This window comes from Petrocella sp., from assembly GCF_059865615.1.
In genome coordinates, this window is the sequence record NZ_JCBCDA010000091.1 from 1 (window position 1) to 21,853 (window position 21,853).

The 21,853-nt window shown below is 37.4% G+C and carries 16 protein-coding genes, 8 tRNA genes and 1 pseudogene; 1 reads left to right on the plus strand and 24 read right to left on the minus strand.

The window, feature by feature from the left end; genetic code table 11:
• Positions 1-592: 592 nt before the first annotated feature.
• A complete protein-coding gene (locus tag AC6F8J_RS10095; protein ID WP_500723081.1) occupies positions 593-1,660 on the minus strand; it encodes a hypothetical protein in 1,068 nt (355 codons plus the stop codon).
• Between the two features lie 640 nt (positions 1,661-2,300).
• Positions 2,301-3,194 (minus strand): annotated as a pseudogene (locus tag AC6F8J_RS10100) (helix-turn-helix domain-containing protein); the annotation flags it as partial.
• 265 nt (positions 3,195-3,459) lie between these two features.
• Here AC6F8J_RS10100 and AC6F8J_RS10105 point away from each other — a divergent pair.
• Positions 3,460-3,594, plus strand: a complete 135-nt coding sequence (locus AC6F8J_RS10105; protein WP_500723083.1) for a transposase — start codon at positions 3,460-3,462, stop codon at positions 3,592-3,594.
• Positions 3,595-4,545: 951 nt separating this feature from the next.
• Here the strand turns inward: AC6F8J_RS10105 and pyrE are convergent.
• From pyrE to AC6F8J_RS10215, 22 genes are all read right to left on the minus strand, one after another.
• Complete coding sequence (gene pyrE, locus AC6F8J_RS10110; protein ID WP_500723085.1) at positions 4,546-5,223, minus strand: orotate phosphoribosyltransferase; 678 nt, start codon at positions 5,221-5,223, stop codon at positions 4,546-4,548.
• Between the two features lie 50 nt (positions 5,224-5,273).
• Positions 5,274-6,176 (minus strand): dihydroorotate dehydrogenase, encoded by a 903-nt coding sequence (locus AC6F8J_RS10115; RefSeq protein ID WP_500723087.1) that lies wholly within the window; start codon positions 6,174-6,176, stop codon positions 5,274-5,276.
• Positions 6,176-6,955, minus strand: a complete 780-nt coding sequence (locus AC6F8J_RS10120) for an iron-sulfur cluster-binding protein (protein WP_500723089.1) — start codon at positions 6,953-6,955, stop codon at positions 6,176-6,178. The genes AC6F8J_RS10115 and AC6F8J_RS10120 overlap by 1 nt, the downstream gene beginning before the upstream one ends.
• Positions 6,936-10,163 carry a carbamoyl-phosphate synthase large subunit gene (carB, locus tag AC6F8J_RS10125; protein ID WP_500723091.1) on the minus strand — a complete coding sequence of 1,076 codons (3,228 nt, stop codon included), beginning with the start codon at positions 10,161-10,163 and terminating at the stop codon, positions 6,936-6,938. Before carB ends, AC6F8J_RS10120 begins: the two co-directional genes overlap by 20 nt.
• Positions 10,164-10,196: 33 nt before the next feature.
• Entirely contained in the window at positions 10,197-11,255 is a 1,059-nt protein-coding gene (locus tag AC6F8J_RS10130) for a carbamoyl phosphate synthase small subunit (RefSeq protein ID WP_500723093.1), read from the minus strand.
• Positions 11,256-11,269: 14 nt separating this feature from the next.
• Positions 11,270-12,193: an orotidine-5'-phosphate decarboxylase gene (gene pyrF / locus AC6F8J_RS10135; RefSeq protein WP_500723095.1), complete on the minus strand. Its 924-nt coding sequence runs from the start codon at positions 12,191-12,193 to the stop codon at positions 11,270-11,272.
• A gap of 1 nt (position 12,194) precedes the next feature.
• The gene (locus AC6F8J_RS10140; protein ID WP_500723097.1) at positions 12,195-13,487 is read right to left on the minus strand and encodes a dihydroorotase; all 1,293 of its coding nucleotides are present in this window, start codon (positions 13,485-13,487) and stop codon (positions 12,195-12,197) included.
• Between the two features lie 120 nt (positions 13,488-13,607).
• On the minus strand, positions 13,608-13,751 hold the full coding sequence (locus AC6F8J_RS10145; protein ID WP_500723099.1) for a hypothetical protein: 144 nt from the start codon (positions 13,749-13,751) through the stop codon (positions 13,608-13,610).
• 135 nt (positions 13,752-13,886) lie between these two features.
• Positions 13,887-14,951, minus strand: coding sequence for a peptide chain release factor 1 (gene prfA / locus AC6F8J_RS10150; RefSeq protein WP_500723101.1), 1,065 nt, complete (start codon positions 14,949-14,951; stop codon positions 13,887-13,889).
• A 26-nt stretch (positions 14,952-14,977) separates the two neighbouring features.
• Positions 14,978-15,841 carry a peptide chain release factor N(5)-glutamine methyltransferase gene (prmC, locus tag AC6F8J_RS10155; RefSeq protein ID WP_500723103.1) on the minus strand — a complete coding sequence of 288 codons (864 nt, stop codon included), beginning with the start codon at positions 15,839-15,841 and terminating at the stop codon, positions 14,978-14,980.
• The gene (locus AC6F8J_RS10160) at positions 15,816-16,757 is read right to left on the minus strand and encodes a DUF1385 domain-containing protein (RefSeq protein ID WP_500723105.1); all 942 of its coding nucleotides are present in this window, start codon (positions 16,755-16,757) and stop codon (positions 15,816-15,818) included. Before AC6F8J_RS10160 ends, prmC begins: the two co-directional genes overlap by 26 nt.
• Before the next feature lie 301 nt (positions 16,758-17,058).
• On the minus strand, positions 17,059-17,268 hold the full coding sequence (rpmE, locus tag AC6F8J_RS10165; protein ID WP_275842782.1) for a 50S ribosomal protein L31: 210 nt from the start codon (positions 17,266-17,268) through the stop codon (positions 17,059-17,061).
• A gap of 134 nt (positions 17,269-17,402) precedes the next feature.
• A complete protein-coding gene (gene rho, locus AC6F8J_RS10170; RefSeq protein ID WP_500723106.1) occupies positions 17,403-18,890 on the minus strand; it encodes a transcription termination factor Rho in 1,488 nt (495 codons plus the stop codon).
• A 116-nt stretch (positions 18,891-19,006) separates the two neighbouring features.
• Entirely contained in the window at positions 19,007-20,338 is a 1,332-nt protein-coding gene (gene mgtE, locus AC6F8J_RS10175) for a magnesium transporter (protein WP_500723108.1), read from the minus strand.
• Positions 20,339-20,785: 447 nt separating this feature from the next.
• Positions 20,786-20,859 (minus strand) — tRNA-Arg (locus AC6F8J_RS10180).
• A gap of 33 nt (positions 20,860-20,892) precedes the next feature.
• Positions 20,893-20,977: transfer RNA gene (locus AC6F8J_RS10185), tRNA-Leu, on the minus strand.
• A 44-nt stretch (positions 20,978-21,021) separates the two neighbouring features.
• A tRNA-Val gene (locus tag AC6F8J_RS10190) sits at positions 21,022-21,094 on the minus strand.
• 26 nt (positions 21,095-21,120) lie between these two features.
• Positions 21,121-21,194, minus strand: a tRNA-Asp gene (locus AC6F8J_RS10195).
• Between the two features lie 60 nt (positions 21,195-21,254).
• Positions 21,255-21,328: transfer RNA gene (locus tag AC6F8J_RS10200), tRNA-Ile, on the minus strand.
• 6 nt (positions 21,329-21,334) lie between these two features.
• Positions 21,335-21,407 (minus strand) — tRNA-Thr (locus tag AC6F8J_RS10205).
• Positions 21,408-21,485: 78 nt separating this feature from the next.
• A tRNA-Glu gene (locus tag AC6F8J_RS10210) sits at positions 21,486-21,557 on the minus strand.
• A gap of 117 nt (positions 21,558-21,674) precedes the next feature.
• Positions 21,675-21,746: transfer RNA gene (locus AC6F8J_RS10215), tRNA-Asn, on the minus strand.
• Positions 21,747-21,853: the final 107 nt, after the last annotated feature.

Consider the following 21,853-nt stretch of genomic DNA (forward strand, 5'->3'; position numbering starts at 1 on the left):
ATCACCCATAGTATTTTTTAAAACCAGCTTTAAGGTGGTCTTATTTGTGTATCCAATATTACCAATTTCATTATAAAATACTGATATCAGATTTATTGCATAAATACGCATGTTTTATTCATGACTTTCCGAGAGTACTCATACTATATATAACTTTTGTACTTTTATGTAAGATGAATAATATCTATAAAAAGTATTCTGGACCAAAACGAAGCACTGAAACTCTGCCGCATTAGTTCAACCATTTGTGTGAAAATTAGAAAGAAAAAATGAGCGAGTAAGTTGCTTATTGATGGACAATACTTTACTTGTAAGTAAAATGATAATTTGTGTCATATTAAACTAAAAAAGCATTTAAATCTAAATACTAATGAACAAATTAAATTTAGTAATTACAGTCTCAATACATGTTATTTAGCTATACCTTAATGGGATAACTAAGGAACTATAATTATCCCCTCTTTCTCAATATTTCTCTTAGTTTCAAATCCCTATTTTTGAAAATTAACACTTCATCTTTGTTACCCTTTGATTTCTCATGTCTGCAATACACTGTTAAATAAATCTTGAAAATTCAGGTTTCAGTGTCTAATCAATCTGCCAATTTAAAACTGTACCCTCCAGACCAAACCAAATTCTCGCCTGCTTTTAAGACCAAAGTGTTGCCATTAATCAGATTAAAATATGATTTACCATAATAAGTTGTAAATGCTTCAGCTTTGTCCGCTGCAATATAATTAAACGATGATAATAAGCCATCAGAATTAATCCAAGCTTTTAGTAAAAACTGATGAGTAATACCTGATAACTCAAAAGATATCACTTTATTTTCACTATTTTTTACACCAGAATCACTTGCCATACCCAAACTTTTTGTTATCGATCTTCCATCTTCATATAAATACTTTATTTCATTATCAAATATATTATTTTGGGTCTGTAATCCATAATATCTTAATATCTCAAGATCATGAATCGCCACAATCTGTACTTTAATATCTACTTGATTTTCATAAATAGTATAGGTAACTGTTTCTTCAATCACATAATCGTTTATATTAAATCCCTTTATTTCATTTTTTAAAACTATGCTAATTATATCTGCTTCGCCATTTGTTTTTTTTTTAATTTCTTTTCCATCCGCATATATGGCTATCATTTTTGTAAATGCTGTTGCATTTCCAGTCACATCACCATTAGATCCATGCCATCCACCCGTGAAGATTTCTTTGTTTGTATTTTTCTCTGTTCCAATATACTTAACTGTATATGGTCCAACCCAATCTGTACACGATTCGATAGCAATTTGATTTTCTACACCAACTAATTCAATTTTTTTAATAGAAAAAATATCATTGATTCCACATTGACCAAATGACAAAGATAATGTAAAGTTACTCAAGTCAGCTTCAACATTCAAATCATCTTTATAGCTATAGTTAAGCTTACTTCTTTTAATTTTACTCTCTTCTACAAATAACTCACTGGGTACCATATTAGTATGTTCAACTTCATTATTTGTATTTATTTGGCTACTTTCAATCTTACTTATTTCCATTTCCGTTTTATTTTGCTTAACCTCATTATAAATTGTCCTCAAACTGACAAAAGAAGTTGAAATTGTCAATATAATTATAATAAAAAAAACTTTCATTTTCATTTTTTGTAATTCCTTTCAATTATATAGGCATTTATGAGAAAACAAAAAATATTACTGCTCACAAAATTATAACAAAATTAAAATGTCTAAAAATGAATTTAATAAACCTACTAATGAAGTTAAATGGCTATTTACATATAATCAGCTTTCTTTAACAGGTGAGATTTTATTTCGTATTATTCAACTGTTTTTGAAACTAATAACACCTATAACTTGTGTCATTGAGTGGATTACTTAACTTGTATGCATTTTTATAATCTTGCGATTCACCACATCGCTAACTATGAATGAATCTACAGAATTAAATATAACAAAGCTATTTAGTTGTATACTTAAATGGAATAATTCAAAACAGAATTATCCCCAAGCATCTTACATTTGACTATATTTTATTTTCTACTCAAAGAATTTTTCTTAGAATCGAATCCCTATTTTTGATATATCGCATACTTATACTATCATTAATTTTATTAATGTCAATACAAATATATCAAACGACATCGTAAAATACACAAACGACATTAATCGTCTTAATTTTTTAATATAATCATTTATTTTATACTTATTACCTGATTTGCTTATATCTTCAGACTCAGCAGCTTCAGCCTCAGCCTCAGAATGCTTGCTTAATAGTGCTTAATAGTGTTTTATCAAGGTGGTTGAAAATATCAATAACTGATTTTGATGTATTGGCCTCGCGTAAAAATGCAAGCATTAGACTGGTATCCACAAAGTGGATTGTAAGCAGACATTTACCACCTTTTGTTCCAATCACCGAATCCATCTGGACAATTGCTATATCGGGATTTTTATTAACAAATGTTCCAAACGATTCATAGTTGCGACCGATGCGACATCCTTTTTCCACCTTGAATTCCGGTTTTTTATAACGCTCACGAAATTTTACTTTTCGAGGCAGATCAATATTTCTTACATCAAAGAGACAGGCATCAATGTAGTTGTAAATGGTTTTTTCGCTACACATCAATTAGTTCTCATGGGTTACATAAATTTGATGGATTGATTGACCCTGATGAACTAATGGAGAAATGATTTTATTCAACCTAGAGATTTCGTCTTCTGATATGCACAAACCACTCCTTGCCGCTGAAATCGATTCATGGGCTTTGATATGTGCATGCTCAGCATCATATATATTTTTTAAAAGAGAGCATTTTCCCCTCGTATCGCACCCATTACAAACATAGGGAACGCGAAAACGTGCAGTACAGATTTCATGAATAAAATCTGAGCAGTTATCATTACATAACTGACAAAGTTTACAGTAGGTGATTGACTTCTTCGTACAGCTTTTCCTACAAACTTCTTTACGTCTGCAATTGAAACGATTTTTACAAGAATTATAAGGATAACCTGGATGTCCGGTAGCTTTTTGAGCGCTATACTTGCGAACTTCTCTAGATATCGTGGTTGGATTTTTTCCTAACCTGCGGCCGATTTCTTTAAAGGAAAGACTTTCTTTCAAATATTTTTGCAGTTCAAGTCTTTCTTCATAGGTAAAAAATTTAGACATATATCCTCCGTTCTACCGCCAACTCTTTTAGGATATATGATTTGTACTAACATGAATACAAAAAAGACTGGATGATTACCAATCTTTTTGTAAGCTAGGACGCAACCACCTAGTCATATATATTAAACAAAGTAATAACCTCAATCTGATATCGGAACGGTTGCATTTCGATTTGCAATTGAGGCCTCAGAATGATTTCACCACAAAACCGACAAAGAGGTTCCTGGAACTTTATGTATGACAGGTTCATAATAAAGTAAGCGTCATGCTTGATACTTCCTCAAGACTTAGGACAGCTTATCTTCTAAAAGAAAAGTTATATGACTTTGTAGATTCTCCAGATAAGAATACAGCATTAAAACGTCTTAAGGAATGGTATATTTGTAGCAACACAGAATGAACCTGAGTCAATAATGTGTATGAATACCATTATTAACTGGCAAAAGTATTCTTAATTCCTTCACTTGTCCTTATAAAAATAGTTATACAGAAGGCGTTAACAACTAGATTAAGGTTCTTAAAGAAATGCAGAAGGTATGCGTAATTTCAATAGGTTTAAAAAGCGTATACTTCATATGATGAGCTAAAGACAACCAATAATACCATGTAAGCCAACACCGACCATGAAGTTCCTGGAACTGTGTGTGTGACTTAAGCAAGACAACAGGAGCTGTCCGCCGACTTTTGGTGCAGGACGCACCAACCGGAGGCCGTAGTCATACATACAGTGGAGGGGTTTTCATGGGACCTCTCATACAACATAAAAAAGCTAGAACAACATGTTGCCATGTCAGCTCTAACTTTTACGAACGAAACACCCCTGCTCGTTCTTTTTGTTTCCACCCCCGGAAACGTCTAGGTTATACACCTATCTTTATCTTTTTGGACCTTTTAATTCATTCCGTTTTCTATCCCCAATTAAGAAAGCGGTATTTCAATTGCGCAACGTATTAATCCAACTTGTTCTTACATGAAAAGAAGCTTCCCTCATATAGATTGCCTGTGATTGTTTTACCATTCAACAAAACTAGGTTTTATAGTTTTTGAATCTAAAACTTCAGCCCTTTCGGTCAGCCAACTGTTTAAGGTGTTGTATGATCCATCGTTCTCGCATTCTTACCTGTAACATGTCATAGCATTGAACATCCTACTTTTATATGTGATATCCATCATATGTCTAGCTCACAAGGTCCTAAGATGTATTATATCATGGAGTTGTGATAATTACTAGTTTTTTTGTTAATTCATCCCGTTTATTGTGATTATTATCATAAAGCGCTTTTTGTGAATATTATTACCAATTATACCTTTTGAGGTATTAATTATTCGCTCAAATTATCTATTATACATTTTACGCTTTGGCACCATAGATCTTATAATATGCATCTATGCTACTTTTGATCGTATCATCAATATAAACTCTGCCATCAATGGCTCTGTTATGTAAGTAGCCCACCACTTCCTCCATGGTGACAATGGCGCAAGTCTCAATACTAAATGCATCCGCTAGTTCTTTAAGAGCAGATTGTTCGCCTCTGCCTTTTTCCATACGATCTACGGATATAATCAACCCAAGAACATTCACGTTGGCTACTGATTTTAGTAGCGGCATGGTCTCATAGATAGAAGTTCCGGCTGTTGTCACATCTTCAATGATGATAATCTTATCACCATCTTGTAATTTGGCACCCAGGAAACCACCCACATCTCCGTGATCTTTTTGCTCTTTACGATTGGAGCAATAGGCAACATCAGCGCCATAGGATTTGGACAATGAAACAGATGTGGTTACACTAAGGGGTATGCCTTTATAAGCTGGCCCATAAAGTATCTGAAAATCTGTCCCAAAATTCTCCTTGATTGCTTTAGCATAATAATCCCCAAGTAGACTTAACTGTCTACCCGATCTGTAATTACCTGCATTGATAAAAAATGGTGTTTTTCTTCCACTCTTCGTTGTAAAATCCCCAAATGTCAGAACCTCACTGTCTACCATAAACTCTATAAATTCTTTTTTATATTGATCCATATTTTCTTCCCTTCAATGATAAGTAAAAATATCGCCTTGTTAATTTATTATCAATTTACAATGCCTACAATATCATTTATATTTTCTATTCCCTTATTTTGCATGAAAATCAACATTTCGTCAAGTATTTTCATGGTGGCACAAGGGTCTAATAGATTTGCAGTACCAACGGCTATGCCGGTGGCGCCTGCCATCATAAATTCGATGGCATCCTCACCTGTCATAATACCACCCATGCCAATAATAGGCAACCTAATGGTACTTGCCACTTGATACACCATCCTGATTGCTACCGGTTTAATGGCCGGACCGGACAAACCGCCTTGCTTTGTCGATAAAATAAATTGCCGTTTATGGATATCAATGCGACTGCCAATAAGAGTATTAATAAGAGAAACAGCATCTGCGCCCCCCGCCTCAACCGCTCTTGCGATCTCCGTAATATCTGTAACATTAGGACTAAGCTTGACAATCAGCGGCTGCTTCGCCACTTTTTTTACCGCTTCTGTAACTTTCATTGCCATATTAGCATCTATACCAAAAGCTACGCCGCCTTCTTTTATATTCGGACAGGAAATATTCAGTTCCAAAAAGTCCACATCCGCTGTAGCCAGTCGACTGGCCACGGCCACATATTCCTCAATGGTTCTTCCTGCCAGATTCACGGCAATCTTTGTATCAAATTGTCTCAAAAAAGGGATGTCTTCGGCTATAAAAACTTCAACACCGGGATTTTGTAAACCTACTGCATTAATCATACCACCATAAGTTTCTACAATTCTTGGCGCTGGATTGCCCATCCATGGTACATTGGCTACGCCTTTTACCACTACGCATCCAATCTTGTTTATATCAACATAGGGCTCATACTCTCTACCGGAACCAAACGTACCGGAAGCGGTCATAATAGGGTTTTTTAGTTCAACGCCTGCAATGTTTATACCCAAATTCATTAGAATAGCACCTCCTTAGCATCAAAAACAGGGCCGTCTTTACATACCTTTTTATACGTAAATCCAAGTTCTGTATCTGCTACAATTTTGGTCACACAACCTACACAACCGCCGAAGCCACATCCCATACGTTCTTCTAAGGAAAGCTGTGCCGAAAGGTTGTTCTTACTTGCATAAGCCTTTACACCTTTTAGCATGGGTGTAGGGCCACAAGCATATATAGTGCCTTGCAGACCCTTTTCTTCAATAAGTGCCACCACATGGCCTTTAAAGCCAGTTGAACCATCATCTGTTGTAATAAAAATCTCGCCGTATTTTTCCAAACGTTCTATCAAATAGGGGCTAGATCTAAAACCAACAACAATGGTTTTCTTACCTTTTAACTCTTTAGCCAGTTGCACAAGAGGTGGTGTGCCTACACCACCACCGATGATCAAAACATCTTCTTCATGATCTGGGTCAAACCTAAATCCATTGCCAAGTGGCCCTAACACTTCAATCTGCTCGCCTGCCACATAAGAGGCAAACTCGGCCGTACCATCGCCCAGAATCGCATATACAAGGTGTAGACGCCCCCCTTCCCTATCAATCTCGCATATGCTAATAGGTCTTGGCAATAACCGTCCTTTATGATGACAATAAAGGTTTACAAATTGGCCCGCCTTTGCCTCCATAGCTATGGATGCACAATCTAGAACCATTTCATATACTTGGTCAATTAAATGAATGTTTTTTATAATTTTACAGCTGATCTTATTTTTATAGCTTGTTTGGCACATATAGTTCTCCCATATTATAGATTGACATGGTCGCTTCATTCATATCAGCGCATATGATATCCAACATACCTTGAGCTGTATCAAGAGATGTTAATACCGGTACGGTGGCCTCTATAGCTGCTCTACGTATTCTAAATCCATCCCTCGTTACATCATTGGCCTTTGTTGGCGTGTTAATAACTACATCAATAAGACCGCTTCTGATTAGGTCCAAGATATTAGGAACGCCTTCATTTATTTTCTTTGCAATCTGAGCATCCATGCCATTTTCCTTAAGGACTCTGGCGGTCCCTTCTGTTGCGATAAATCGGTACCCCATTTCAACAAACTTTTTAGCCATGGGTATGAATTCCTTTTGATCAATTGATTTAACAGTGGCTAGAATATTGCCTTTTGGCTTGATAATACCCATACCTGATCCAACAAATCCTTTGTATAATGCTTCTTCGAAAGTTTTCCCAACACCAAGGACCTCGCCTGTGGACCTCATTTCTGGCCCTAGTGAAACCTCAACATCCGGTAGCTTTTGGGTTGAAAACACCGGCACTTTGATGGCTACAAGGTCCGCTTCTCTGTATATGCCAGTACCAAATCCCATATCCACGAGCTTTTCCCCTAGCATCGCTCTCGTTGCCAATTCAATCATGGGAACACCAGTCACCTTGCTTATATAGGGTACTGTTCTTGAAGATCTAGGATTCACTTCAATGATATATAGCACGTCTTCAAATTCAATGTACTGGATGTTAATCATACCCACTACTTGAAGGGCAATGGCTATTTTCTCTGTCTGTATCAGAATTTGTTGCTTTAATTCATCTGATAGGCTTCTTGGTGGGTAAATGGATATACTGTCACCTGAATGTACGCCGGCGCGTTCCAAGTGTTCCATAATACCGGGTATTAAGATACTTTCACCATCACAGATGGCATCCACTTCAATTTCTTTACCCGTTAAATACCGGTCAATAAGAACCGGGTTCTTGTGATCTCTTTCAAAAGCCGGCCCAAGATAATTTTTTAGCTCTACATCATTGTATGTAATTTCCATACCTTGCCCCCCAAGAACATAAGATGGGCGAACAAGTACGGGGTAACCTAAGTGTTCCGCTACTGTAAGACCTTCCTCTATTGACCAAACGGCTTTTCCTTTAGGTCTTTCTACCTCAAGCTTTTCCATGAGTTCATCAAATTTTTCTCTGTCTTCAGCTTCATCTATTTGTTTTGGCTTTGTTCCAAGAATCGGTACCTCCATCTGGTCTAGGAAGCCAGCTAATTTGATGGCTGTTTGTCCACCAAATTGTAGGATCACCCCATCCGGTTTTTCTTTTTCGATGATATTCAGCACATCTTCTTCTGTTAAAGGCTCAAAGTATAACTTGTCTGCCGTATCAAAGTCCGTACTCACTGTTTCAGGGTTGTTATTGGCGATAATGGTTTCTATACCCGCTTTTTTAAGGGCTAAGATTGAGTGGACTGAACAATAATCAAATTCTATGCCTTGTCCTATGCGTATGGGACCCGCCCCTATAACTAAAACTTTTTTACGATCTGATACCGCCACTTCATCGACTTCATCATACGTCGAGTAATAGTAAGGTGATACAGCTTCGAATTCGCCTCCACAGGTATCCACCATCTTAAAGACCGCTTCTATATGATAGGCTTTTCTTAGGTTTAAGACTTCAATCGGCATACATCCAACAAAATCAGCGATGGCTTTATCTGAGAAGCCTTTGATTTTTAACCATTTCATGTACTCCCGATCGATCTGGTCAATACTCATGCCTCTCAACTTTTCTTCTTCATCTACGATGTTCTTGATTTTATTGACAAAATAAATGTCCATACCTGTAATCTTACAGATCTTATCCATTCTATAGCCACGACGGATTAACTCAGCTAAATCAAATAACCGCTCATCATCCGGTACTTGCACTCTTTTTTTTAACTCATCCATATCTCTGGAGGCCGCTTTTTTATGGTATAGGCTATATTGGCTAATCTCCAAAGACCGCACCGCTTTAAGTAGAGCCGCTTCAAAATTATTGCCAATAGCCATAACTTCCCCTGTAGCCATCATCTTAGTACCCAGCGTCTTCTTAGCTCTTCTAAATTTATCAAAAGGCCATTTTGGTATTTTGATGACACAATAATCTAATGTCGGCTCAAAACAAGCTTGTGTTTTTTTCGTAACGGCATTTTGAATTTCGTCTAATCTGTAGCCAAGTGCTAGTTTTGCTGATACTTTTGCAATCGGATAACCTGTTGCTTTTGAAGCCAATGCTGAGGAACGACTCACCCTTGGATTGATCTCTATAATGGCGTATTCAAAGCTTTCAGGATGAAGGGCCAGTTGTACATTACAACCCCCGACAATACCAACTTCATTTATAATATCCAAGGAAGCTTTTCTAAGCATCTGATATTCTACATCGGATAGGGTCTGGGAGGGTGCAACAACAATACTATCTCCAGTATGAACACCTACTGGGTCGATGTTTTCCATATTACATACGGTAATGGCATTACCTGCACAATCACGCATGACTTCATACTCAATCTCTTTCCATCCCTTAATGGATTTTTCAAGAAGTACTTGACCGACCCGAGACAGTTGAAGACCTGATGCTAGAATCTGCTTTAATTCTTCTCGGTCTTCTGCAATACCACCACCGGATCCACCTAGGGTATATGCCGGTCTAACCACAACGGGATATCCTATATGAGATGCAAAATCCACACCTTCTTCCATGGTAGTTACGATTTTACTTTCAATAACCGGCTGACCGATTTTTTCCATTAATTTTTTGAAATCTTCTCTGTCTTCCCCTTCTTTGATTGCATCAATCTGGGTGCCTATAACTTTTACATTATATTTTTCCAAAATGCCCGCATCATGAAGCTCAACAGCTAGATTCAGTCCTGTTTGCCCGCCCATGCCTGCAATCAAACTATCCGGACGTTCCTTATCTATTACTTTTTCCAAAAAAGGCAATGTCAAGGGTTCTATGTAAACGATATCCGCTACTTCTTTGTCTGTCATAATGGTCGCAGGGTTACTATTAACAAGTACGGTAATAACCCCTTCTTCTCTAAATGCTTGGCATGCTTGTGTACCTGAATAGTCAAACTCTGCCGCCTGTCCAATGACGATTGGACCTGAGCCTATGACCAGGACTTTTTTTATAGAATTATCTTTTGGCATATTAATATCCTTTCTTATACATCACTATAGAGCTCATGGTGCCATGATTTCTATGAATTCATCAAATATGGGGTCTGTGTCATGAGGTCCGGGACAAGCTTCCGGATGAAATTGGATGCTATAGATCTGATGTTCATGATGTTTCATGCCTTCGACAGTACCATCGTTTAAATTGATGTGGGTGATTGTAACGCCTTCAGGAAGTCCATCTTCACAAACCACATAACCGTGGTTTTGAGAAGTAATCATAACCCGACCAGTGCTTAGGTCTTTTACCGGATGGTTCGCGCCCCTATGTCCAAACTTCAACTTCTCTGTATCGCCATCAAGAGCCAGTGCCAGTAATTGGTGCCCAAGACAAATCCCTGTTATCGGCTTTTTACCTATGAGTTTTTTGATCTCATGAATAACGGTCGGTACGTCTTTAGGATCACCAGGTCCATTGGATAGAAAAACACCATCCGGACTAAGAGCAAGTATCTCTTCCGCTTTTGTATGCGCGGGTACAAGGGTTATTTTACAGTTTCTATTTTTAAAAGATCTTAAAATATTGTTTTTAATACCAAAATCCATGGCTACTATATGAATACCGTCACCTTCCATCACTTTTACTTCTTTTGACGTGACTTCTTCAACCGCTTTGTCGTTATGAAAACCATTGAATTTACTAGAGATTTGACTCTGTGTTAGATCCCTTACTGTAATGATACCTTTCATGGTACCGGAATTTCTGATTATTTTTGTTAATGCCCTTGTATCAATACCTTCGATGCCTAAAATCTTATGGCGGTTTAAATACTCATCGATTTCAAATTCACAACGCCAGTTATTTGGATTGTCCGCTTTTTCTCTAACCACAAAGCCTTTTACTTTAACACCCGAGGACTCATGATCATCTAGGTTTAAACCATAATTACCAATCATAGGATATGTCATGGTTACAATCTGACCGTAATAAGATGGATCCGTTAATATTTCCTGATAGCCGGTCATGCTGGTGTTAAAAACAACCTCACCGACAGTCTCTTTCATATATCCAAAGGCTTTTCCTTCAAATACTGTTCCATTTTCTAATATGAGTTTTGCTTTCATGATAGGGTTCCTCTCTATAAAACGCGGTTAAGATCAGCTTTCATGTCCAGTGCCGCTTGACGTGAGGCTTTTGCAAAATCTTTGGCATCAAAATCCTTTTTATAAATGGGTTTTTGATAGGCTGCAATGATACCTCTTGAGGAATTTACAATCGCCCCCAAGCCATCCTTATTAAAACAACCTGCAAGATCTTCAGCTGTCGCCCCCTGTGCCCCATAGCCTGGTACCAAAAAGTATGTCTTTGGCATGATTTGACGTAACACTTTTCCTTGCTCGGAATGGGTTGCACCTACGACCGCACCAATTCTACTATATCCTGATTGTCCCATATAAGCTTCACCCCATTTTGAGACCAATCTTCCCATATACTCATACAAGTGTTCTGACCCTACCATAATGTCTTGAATTTCACCACTATTCGGATTAGATGTTTTTACCAGTATGAATAAACCTTTATCATAAACTTCGCAGTTATCCATGTAAGGTTCTATGGAATCGTACCCCAGGTACGGGTTCAATGTTATGAAATCCTCTTTATAGACTTCAAACTTGTTATCTTCCACCGTTACGCGACCAATATGACCATCGGAATAGCTTTCAGCTGTAGAAGCAATATCACTTCTTTTGATATCTCCGATTACGACCAGATCCTTTTCTTTTGAATAAGCGATGGTATCAATATAAGCTTGCATGCCTGCTGCCCCATACTGTTCATACATGGCGACTTGTGGCTTGACTGCAGGTACAATATCGTGAATCTCATCTATGATGGCTTTGTTGAACAAGAGGAAAGCATAGGCTGCGCCGGATAATGTTTTCCCGTAGGCATCATAAGCCTTTTGACGTATATGTTCCGGTATATAATCCAGTCTTGGGTCCAATCCAACAACTGTTGGATTCTGTGTTTTTTTGATTTTTCTAATTAACTGATCAATCATTTTATGCCTCCTGATTTTCTTTATCCTCATATTGAATCACACCTTTTACAAGGGTGATTTTTACCTTGCCTGTTACTTCTATTCCATTATAAGGCGTATTGCGTCCTTTGGACTTAAAAGTCTCTTTGTCGATGGTATAGACTTCCTCCGGTTGTATGATGGTTATATCTGCCATTTTTCCCACTTCCAAGCTGCCTTTATCAATGCCTAGTAACTTTGCAGGATTTTGACTCATCTTTTTAATGAGTTGACTCGGTGTTAGAAGTCCTGAATGTACCAGTGTTTGTAAAGATAATCCCAAAGCCGTTTCCAGACCTACAATACCGTTGGCTGCACTGTCAAATCCACTTTCTTTTTCTGAAGGTGCATGAGGTGCATGATCTGTGGCTATTATATCTATTGTACCATCTTTTAATCCTTCAAGTAGGGCATTTACATCTGCTTGTGTTCTAAGAGGCGGGTTCATTTTCATGTTGGCATCTTGTCCATCTACTGCTTCGTCTGTTAAGGTAAAATGATGAGGACATACTTCTGCAGTTACATGAATGCCTTTGCTTTTTGCCTCTCTTATTAAATCCACACTTCCTGCTGTACTGACATGGCATAAGTGCAGTCTTGCCCCTGTGCTTTTTGCAAGTAGAATGTCTCTGGCTGTTATAATATCTTCTGCATCATTGGAGATGCCAGATAATCCCAGTTCTTTTGATTGTTTACCCTCATTCATACAGCCACCATAAGCCAAATCATCGTCTTCACAATGGGACAAGACCGGAATGTTAAGCCTAGCCGCTTCAAACATGGCTGTTTTTAAAATCTTTGCATTTAAAACAGATCGGCCATCTTCACTCATGGCAATCGCGCCACTGTCTACCATCATATCAATTGGTGCTAATACTTCACCTTTTTGACCAAGGGTTATGGCACAAACAGGCAGTACATGGGCATGACCTTTTTCTTTAGCTTTCTTAATAATATACTTGATAGTCTTAGGTGAATCAATAACCGGCTTGGTGTTGGGCATACAGCACACAGTTGTATAGCCACCTGCTACAGCACTTAAAGTGCCAGACTCAATATCTTCTTTATATTCATATCCCGGCTCTCTAAGATGAACATGCACATCAATAAGCCCCGGCGTTACCCAACATCCTTTTGCATCAATGATGGTTGCATCCTTGCTATCATGAATTTGGCCTATTTTCTTGATTTTTCCTCGTTCCACCAATATATCGGAAATTTCGTCTCTACCGGATGCCGGATCAATAATTCTACCATGCTTAATAAGTATTTTCATTGCTACCTCCATTTCTAAGTGAACTTATATGACTTTGTGGTCTAAATAATAAGCTTTTGACATTTGCTTTATGTTGAAAAAGGTACGCTCCTAATATAAAAAAACAATAAACGAATTGGCCTAATACCAATCATTTATTGTTCTATACATGTCAACGTTTAATTCTGATAGTTTGGTATGATACATACCCTCTACCACAAAAGTTATAATACATTTCATCCTTTTTTTTTCGCCACAAAAATACGCACCGATGTCTCGCATCATATTCCCTCCCTTTTTGGCCTCTCTGGACCAATTTAAAGTTAGCATGCGTAACGCTAAATATACTTTATTAATTTCAATAAATTCTAACATAGGGTGTCTGGATTGTCAACGGTTATGTTATCCTATTAGAGATACTTACATATTTTTTAATCGCTCGGCTTGATCTGCTGTGGTTAGGCTATCAATCAGCTCATCTAAATCACCATTTAAAATGGATTCTAGCTTATGTAGCGTTAATTTGATTCTATGGTCCGTCACGCGACCTTGCGGGAAGTTATAGGTTCTTATTTTTTCACTACGATCACCTGTGCCCACTTGGCTTTTTCTACTCTCTGCCTGTTCAGATTGTTGTTTCTGAAGCTCCATCTCATAGAGTCTTGAACGTAAAACTTGTAAAGCCTTATCTTTATTTTTTAGTTGTGATTTACCATCTTGACAGGAGACAACCAGGCCTGTCGGGATATGAGTAATACGTACCGCTGAGTCTGTTGTATTAACTGATTGGCCACCATTTCCTGAAGATCTAAATACATCAATTCGTAAATCATTCATATCCAGTTCGACTTCAACATCCTCAACTTCCGGCATCATAGCAACTGTAACCGTTGATGTATGAATCCTACCTCCCGATTCTGTAGTTGGAATTCTTTGTACACGATGCACACCACTTTCATACTTGAGTTTTGAATATACATTGTTGCCACTGATTTCAAAAATAATTTCTTTGAATCCACCAATACCGTTTTCATTAACGGAGACAATATCTATCTTCCATCTTCTGGAATCTGCATAATGACTATACATTCTGTATAACTCTGCATTAAACAAAGCAGCCTCATCACCACCAGCACCTGCTCTTATCTCAACAAACACATTTTTTTCATCATTAGGGTCTTTTGGAATAAGCAGAATTTTTATTTCCTCCTCCAGTACTGATAGTAAGGCTTTGCTCTCTGATAATTCTTCCTTAGCCATTTCCTTCATTTCTTCATCGGACTCTTCGTCCAACATCATCAGCATTTCTTCAATATTATTTTTGGTTGCTACGTATTTTTTATACTTTTCAACAATAATCGACAAATCACTGTGTTCTTTCATCAGTTTACGCCATCGATCTTGTTGGGAAATTATCTCTGGGTCATTAATCATCTGAGATATGTCTTCATATCTTGCAACCAAACCTTCTAATCTATCAAACATTTTATCACCTCTGTTTTAATTTTATTCTATTTCTGACCGACAATCATTCGATCATTTCCAGATAAGTCCTTATAACCTTTTAGATTTTTGTATTCACTTTCTTCCATCAAGCTAAGAACGGCCTCCTTTTGATTGTAGCCTATCTCAAAAAGTAAATAGCCACCTTTTTTTAGATAGGGCTTACCTTCAACAACAATACGCCTATAAAAATCTAATCCATCGGTTCCACCATCTAGTGCCAAACTGGGTTCCTGATCTTTAACTTCGGTTCTTAGAGTGTAGATGGTATCAGAAGGTATATAAGGCGGGTTGGAAATAATCATATCCACACTCATTTGTGGCACCTCTATAAATAAATCACTCTTATATAAAGCAAGACGGTCGTTTACACCCAGGTTAAGACCATTCTCATGAGCTATGGAAATTGCCTCGTAAGATACATCAACACAATAAACCTTTATCTCTGCACATTCTTTTAAAAGGGTTATACCAATACAGCCACTGCCACTGCACATATCTATAACTTGTTTCATTCTATTTTCTTTGATTAAAGAAATGCCTTTTTCTACTAACTCTTCTGTCTCAAATCTAGGTATCAAGACATTACCATTAACTTTAAAGTCATAACCGTAAAAGTTCTGATAGCCAAGTATATGCTGAATTGGTTCCCCCGCTAAACGTCGTTGTATAAGATTCATATAGCTAAGGTAAGTCTCTTCTGATAAGTTCTTTTCCTGTATAAGCATAATGTCTGTTAAGCTACAGCCCATCAGTTCAGCTAATAACCACTTAGCATCCACTTCTGCTTCTTGCTTATTTGCAAGTTCAAACTTACTTTTAACATCTGCCAATACCTCACCGATTTTATGCTGGTTCATCAATGGGTTCATCTTTCCATGTGTCTTCTTCTAATACATTCATAAAAGCTGTAATAGCGATTTCTACCTGACTTGCATCCGGTTCACTGGTCGTAATTCTTTGTAAGGCCATTCCTGGTGATGCAAAAAGATTAATAAGACCATTATCAAACTTACCGAATATTTTTAGTAGCTCATAAGAAATCCCTGCGATTAAAGGTAATGCCAATAACCTAACGCCGATACGTAACCAAAATGTCTGAACATTGATAATGGTTAATACAACAATGCTCACCGTAACAATAATAAAAATGAAATTTGTGCCACATCGCTTATGGAAACGTGAATGTTCCATAACATTTTCTATTGTTATCTCATCACCACTTTCGTAGCAATTAATTGTTTTGTGTTCTGCGCCGTGGTATTCGAATACTCTCTGTATATCTTTCATTCTAGAGATGAGAAAAATATAACCAATTAGGATGAGTATTCTAATAATGCCATCCATTAAATTCATCCAACGTCCTTCCGGTAAAAACCTTCCCATTATTTGAGAAAGGAATGCCGGCACAATGAAAAATAAGCCTATGGATAAGGCTAATGCCAGTACCATAGAAATGACGATAATAATATCATTCATACGATCTCCAAATTTTGCTTCAAGAAATTTTTCAAACTTTGAAGGGGCTTGTTCTTCACCTTCTACTTCAAAAAACTCAGCAGAAAATGTAAGAATCTTCATACCAATAACCATGGATTCTAAAAAAGCAACGCCACCTCGAATCAAAGGGAGCCCTAACACTTTGTAACGCTTTGTTAAACTAGCATACTCTCTCTTATCTAATACTATTTTTTTATCAGATGTTCTAACGGCTGTGGCATATTTTTCATTGTTTCTCATCATGACGCCTTCAATAACCGCTTGTCCACCAATACTTGGTCGTTCCATATTATCACTTCCATCTATTTGATTTTTTAACCTATTACACTAAGTTTAAGATTTCTTTAGTATATCACACTCTTATTAGAGCTGCCAATAAAAATCCATTGGGTTCAGCTTAGAATTAGAAAAGGATGACTACATTGTACACCTCTATAGAAAAGAGCTGAGGAAAACCTCAGCTCTTCGTTTTTTCTTCTCTAGGAAAGTTTATGCTATGTTAATGCGTTAAAGCATCCCGTTAACGCTCAAAGAAATCTTTCCTGCTGGAACCATTTGCTCTGCAAAGCGAGGCGTAGCCTCTTTGTTCTTATGCTTCTGTGTTTTGTCTGAATTTACGATTGAATTTATCAATACGTCCACGTGCCTGAACAGATTTTTGTTGACCTGTATAGAACGGATGACATTTTGAGCAAATCTCTACGTGTATTGATTCATTTGTAGTTCCAGTAATAAATTCGTTACCACAGTTACATTTAACTGTTGCTTGATTATAAACCGGATGAATGCCTTGCTTCATTCTTTTCACCTCTTTCGCCCGTGCTAATATTATATGACCGACATAATATATCGAGCAATATTTTCAATTGAGAATTGATATTTCTCAAAACAGCTCTTAAATTATAACATAAATGTTTTTATATATCAATCTTTTTAATAGTTTGACAAAATATTTTTTGATAGCTTATGAATATACTCAGCATTTGACTTCGTGTCCATAAATACTTTTAGCATAGAATCAATGACATCTTCTGATCTCATATTGGCGCTGACTTTTCTTAGTTTATTAACAGCTTCAAGTTCCTCTGCCGTATATAGTAAGTCATCTTTTCGAGTACTGGATTTGGATAAGTCTATGGCAGGGAATATGCGACGTTCTGAGAGTTTACGGTCAAGAACAACCTCCATATTTCCAGTACCTTTGAACTCTTCGAATATTACCTCATCCATCTTACTTCCCGTTTCAATAAGCGCCGTCGCTAATATGGTTAAGCTACCGCCTTCTTCAATATTTCTAGCCGCACCAAAGAATTTTTTCGGCATATGCAATGCCGCTGGATCAAGGCCACCTGACAACGTTCTACCACTTGGTGGAATAATGAGATTATAAGCTCTAGCTAATCTAGTAATACTGTCTAATAAAATAACCAAATCTTTTTTTTGCTCTACCAATCGTTTTGCTCGTGAAATTACCATTTCTGAAACCCTTTTATGATGTTCAGGTAGTTCATCAAAAGTTGAATAGATGACTTCTACATTTTTACCTTTAATTGAACGTCTAATATCTGTAACTTCTTCAGGCCGTTCATCAATCAATAATACAATAAGATAGACATCCGGATGGTTCTGAGTAATTGCATTTGCTACTTTTTTTAATAGTGTTGTTTTTCCTGCCTTAGGTGGTGCAACAATCATGCCCCTTTGGCCCTTGCCAACCGGTGCAATGAAATCAATTAAACGTGTAGACAGTTCGCTGGACACTGTTTCAAGATGCAAACGTTCATTAGGAAATATTGGGGTCAAGCTTTCAAAATTTGGTCGTTTAGCTGCAACTGAAGGTAGATCACCATTAACCGATTGAACATAAAGCAAAGCTCTGAATTTTTCATTTTCTTTTGCAACCCTTATGTTCCCTTTTAGCATATCTCCAGTCTTGAGATTAAAACGTCTAACTTGAGAGGGTGAAACATAGACATCATCCTCACCAGGCATATAGTTTTCCGAACGTATGAAACCAAATCCATCCGGTAATACTTCCAATATACCAAAGGCTATTTGGCCACTGTCTAATCCATTCGGATCCTGAGGTACTTCTGATTTTTTCTCCTCGGTAATTTCCGAAGTTTTTGGGGATGCTTTTTCTTGATTCTTGGATGAATTCGAAAGCTTAGGTTCGGATTTTGAGTTTTTATTTTTTGTTCTTGCTTCTTTTTTTACTTTAGTCTCTTTTTCCTCTTTTTTCTCCTCAGTTTCTGTCTCATCTACTTTCTTTTCATGGGCTTTGGCTTCTTCTTTCATCTGAATTTCAGTTAAAAGCATGACCAACTCAGCTTTTTTAAAAGATGTAACACTTCTCAAACCAATTTCCTTTGCCTTAGCTCGCAATTGAACCAATGTCATTTTTGAATAATCAACACTCAAAACAGACCTCCTAATAATATGTAATTTTAATATATGGATTGTAAATCATAATGAATATATCAGAAAAGAATAATTACCCTTAAATCGATGCATTTATTATACCACATCTTACTTACTCATAACAGCACAATGGCAGAAATTGCAAAGAAAATAATTAAGGTTAATGCATCTGTTATTGTTGTTATAAGAGGATTTGCCATTGTAGCTGGGTCTAACTTAAGTTTTTTAGCTAATATTGGTAGCATGCCCCCTACTGTCGTTGCCGTAACAGAAGTTCCAATGAGCGTCAGACCTACGATAGAAGCCAACTTTAGGTCTTGTCTTAGTAGTAGAATTCTTGTAAAATTCAAGCCCCCTAAAGTTCCACCTATATAAAGACCCACTTTTATTTCCTTCCAGATAACTGCCATGAAATCTTTAAAATCTATTTCCCCTAAAGTGATGCCACGAATGACGAGTGTGGATGATTGTGCGCCTGCATTACCCCCTGTTGACATCAGCATAGGTATAACACCAAACAAAATAGCAAATTGTGCTGTTAAATATGTATTCTTATTCGATATGTATTCCGTTATAGTGGCAGAAAACATTAGAATAACCAACCACATCAACCTGCGTTTTGCCAAATCAAAAGATGTCATACTCATATATTCCATATCGGATGGCTCTATCGCCGCCATTTTTTGAAAGTCTTCCGTTGTCTCTTCTTCAATAACATCTACAACATCATCAATTGTTATGATACCTACAAGTCTGTTTTCATGATCAACAACTGGTAAAGATAAGAAATCGTATTTTTTAAATATGTTGGCAATAACCTCTTGATCATCCGTTGTAGATACCGAAATGACCTCAGTTTCCATGATGTCTCCAACCAAGTGGTCTTGGGGACTTAGTACAAGTTCCTTTAAGGAAACAATGCCCTCAAGTCGCCTTGTATTATCTGTTACAAAACAAGTGTAAATCGTTTCTTTCGTAATGCCAATGCGGCGAATACGGCTCATAGCATTTTCAACTGTCATATCCGCTCTCAAATCAACGAATTCTATTGTCATAAGACTCCCGGCAGAAGCCTCTTTATAATTTAGAAATTGATTGATAAGCTTTCGTTCTTTATCTGTAGCATCACGAAGTATCATCTTAACGACATTAGCCGGCATTTCTTCTAATAAGTCAATCTTGTCATCAAAATTCAGTTCATTAATAATGTAAGCCAATTCCTTTTCGCTAATAAGCATTGAAATCTCCGATTGTGTTTCTATATCAAGGAATGCAAAAACATCGGCAGCAATTTCTTTTGGTAATAATCTATAGACAATCAGAGCATCTCTATCCTCAAGTTCTTCAATGAGTTCAGCGATATCAGCCTCTTGTAAATCAACTAATTGAGTTCTTATTTTTTTATACGCCTTTTCGTTAATCAATTCTATGAGTTCATTAATTTCCAATATAAACCCTCCTAAGTAAAGTAATAAATACGTTGATAAGTCATGGTATATATATCCTTCATTATAATAGAATATCGATTCGGGTATCCGTCCATATTATCAACACCTTTCTTTACATAATGGGTTAAAAACTACTACTACTGCAAGTCTATCAAAATATAATTAAAATGTAAACTGGCATTTATGGTCGACTGCCCATGTTTAAACCATAATATAGGTAAAACTCTAAAAATATCTACGTTAAATTCTTTTTATTCAAAAGAAGCTCTTTCCTCTAATACAAGAAAAGAAGCTTTGCCTCGTTTTGCAAAGCAAATTGTTCCGGCAGGAAATATTTCCTTGATTTTAGTGCGATGCTTCAATGTATTAACATGGCATAGACTCTCCTGGAGAACAAAAAAAGCTCGCTAACCGCAAGCAGTCAACAAGCCCTCTCAATGAAGTTAGCGTGCGCAGAAGGATTTGAACCCTCGGCCTTCTGGTCCGTAGCCAGACGCTCTATCCAGCTGAGCTATGCGCACATAATTTGGTTCATCTCATTCTTAATTAAAACATGCCGGAGACCGGAATCGAACCGGTACGACTTTAAGGGTCGCAGGATTTTAAGTCCTGTGCGTCTGCCAGTTCCGCCACTCCGGCATAATAAAAAACCTATGATGGTTCAACATCCATATCAGACGTAATGGGCGCAACAGGGCTCGAACCTGTGACCCCCTGCTTGTAAGGCAGGTGCTCTCCCAGCTGAGCTATGCGCCCTGGGATATTTTCATTTTAATTGATGACGACCCAGAAGGGACTCGAACCCTCGACCTCCGCCGTGACAGGGCGGCGCTCTAACCAACTGAGCCACTGGGCCATAATTTATCACTACTTTTTACTTTCAACACTTTTTACTATCCCATTATAATAATTATAATGGGCCCACAGGGACTCGAACCCCGGACCATCCGGTTATGAGCCGGATGCTCTAACCAACTGAGCTATAGGCCCACATAAAGCCGACGACCGGACTCGAACCGGTAACCTGCTGATTACAAGTCAGCTGCTCTGCCAATTGAGCCACGTCGGCATATAGGTCATTTCTGTTCTACATCTTAGTTATTTACTAACTAAACCTTTTCCTTTGAAAACTCACAAAAAAAAAGAGTGACCCGTATGGGAATCGAACCCATGTTACCGCCGTGAAAGGGCGGTGTCTTGACCGCTTGACCAACGGGCCTTGTGTGTGTTTATTTTATATAGTATATAAAAGCGCTAACTTCATCTAATTCACAAAAACAGACACTTCGGTCATGTTTTTACTCCTAATATCCACTAAGCTTATTTTACGCTTTAACTCCCCGAGCTGGACTCGAACCAGCAACCCTTCGGTTAACAGCCGAATGCTCTACCATTGAGCCATCGAGGATTATTGTCTTCATTTACAAAGACTGAAAACCGCATAAGAGATTGTTTACATCGTTTCTTACATGCACATATTTTAATCTTAAGCTCTAATCTTTATAATCACTTTCT

Bases quoted from the DNA above. Each gene is read 5' to 3' on its own strand.
- AC6F8J_RS10095 (WP_500723081.1), bottom strand. From the start codon at position 1,660: ATGAAAATGAAAGTTTTTTTTATTATAATTATATTGACAATTTCAACT.
- AC6F8J_RS10105 (WP_500723083.1), top strand. From the start codon at position 3,460: ATGCTTGATACTTCCTCAAGACTTAGGACAGCTTATCTTCTAAAAGAA.
- pyrE (WP_500723085.1), bottom strand. From the start codon at position 5,223: ATGGATCAATATAAAAAAGAATTTATAGAGTTTATGGTAGACAGTGAG.
- AC6F8J_RS10115 (WP_500723087.1), bottom strand. From the start codon at position 6,176: ATGAATTTGGGTATAAACATTGCAGGCGTTGAACTAAAAAACCCTATT.
- AC6F8J_RS10120 (WP_500723089.1), bottom strand. From the start codon at position 6,955: ATGTGCCAAACAAGCTATAAAAATAAGATCAGCTGTAAAATTATAAAA.
- carB (WP_500723091.1), bottom strand. From the start codon at position 10,163: ATGCCAAAAGATAATTCTATAAAAAAAGTCCTGGTCATAGGCTCAGGT.
- AC6F8J_RS10130 (WP_500723093.1), bottom strand. From the start codon at position 11,255: ATGAAAGCAAAACTCATATTAGAAAATGGAACAGTATTTGAAGGAAAA.
- pyrF (WP_500723095.1), bottom strand. From the start codon at position 12,193: ATGATTGATCAGTTAATTAGAAAAATCAAAAAAACACAGAATCCAACA.
- AC6F8J_RS10140 (WP_500723097.1), bottom strand. From the start codon at position 13,487: ATGAAAATACTTATTAAGCATGGTAGAATTATTGATCCGGCATCCGGT.
- AC6F8J_RS10145 (WP_500723099.1), bottom strand. From the start codon at position 13,751: ATGATGCGAGACATCGGTGCGTATTTTTGTGGCGAAAAAAAAAGGATG.
- prfA (WP_500723101.1), bottom strand. From the start codon at position 14,951: ATGTTTGATAGATTAGAAGGTTTGGTTGCAAGATATGAAGACATATCT.
- prmC (WP_500723103.1), bottom strand. From the start codon at position 15,841: ATGAACCCATTGATGAACCAGCATAAAATCGGTGAGGTATTGGCAGAT.
- AC6F8J_RS10160 (WP_500723105.1), bottom strand. From the start codon at position 16,757: ATGGAACGACCAAGTATTGGTGGACAAGCGGTTATTGAAGGCGTCATG.
- rpmE (WP_275842782.1), bottom strand. From the start codon at position 17,268: ATGAAGCAAGGCATTCATCCGGTTTATAATCAAGCAACAGTTAAATGT.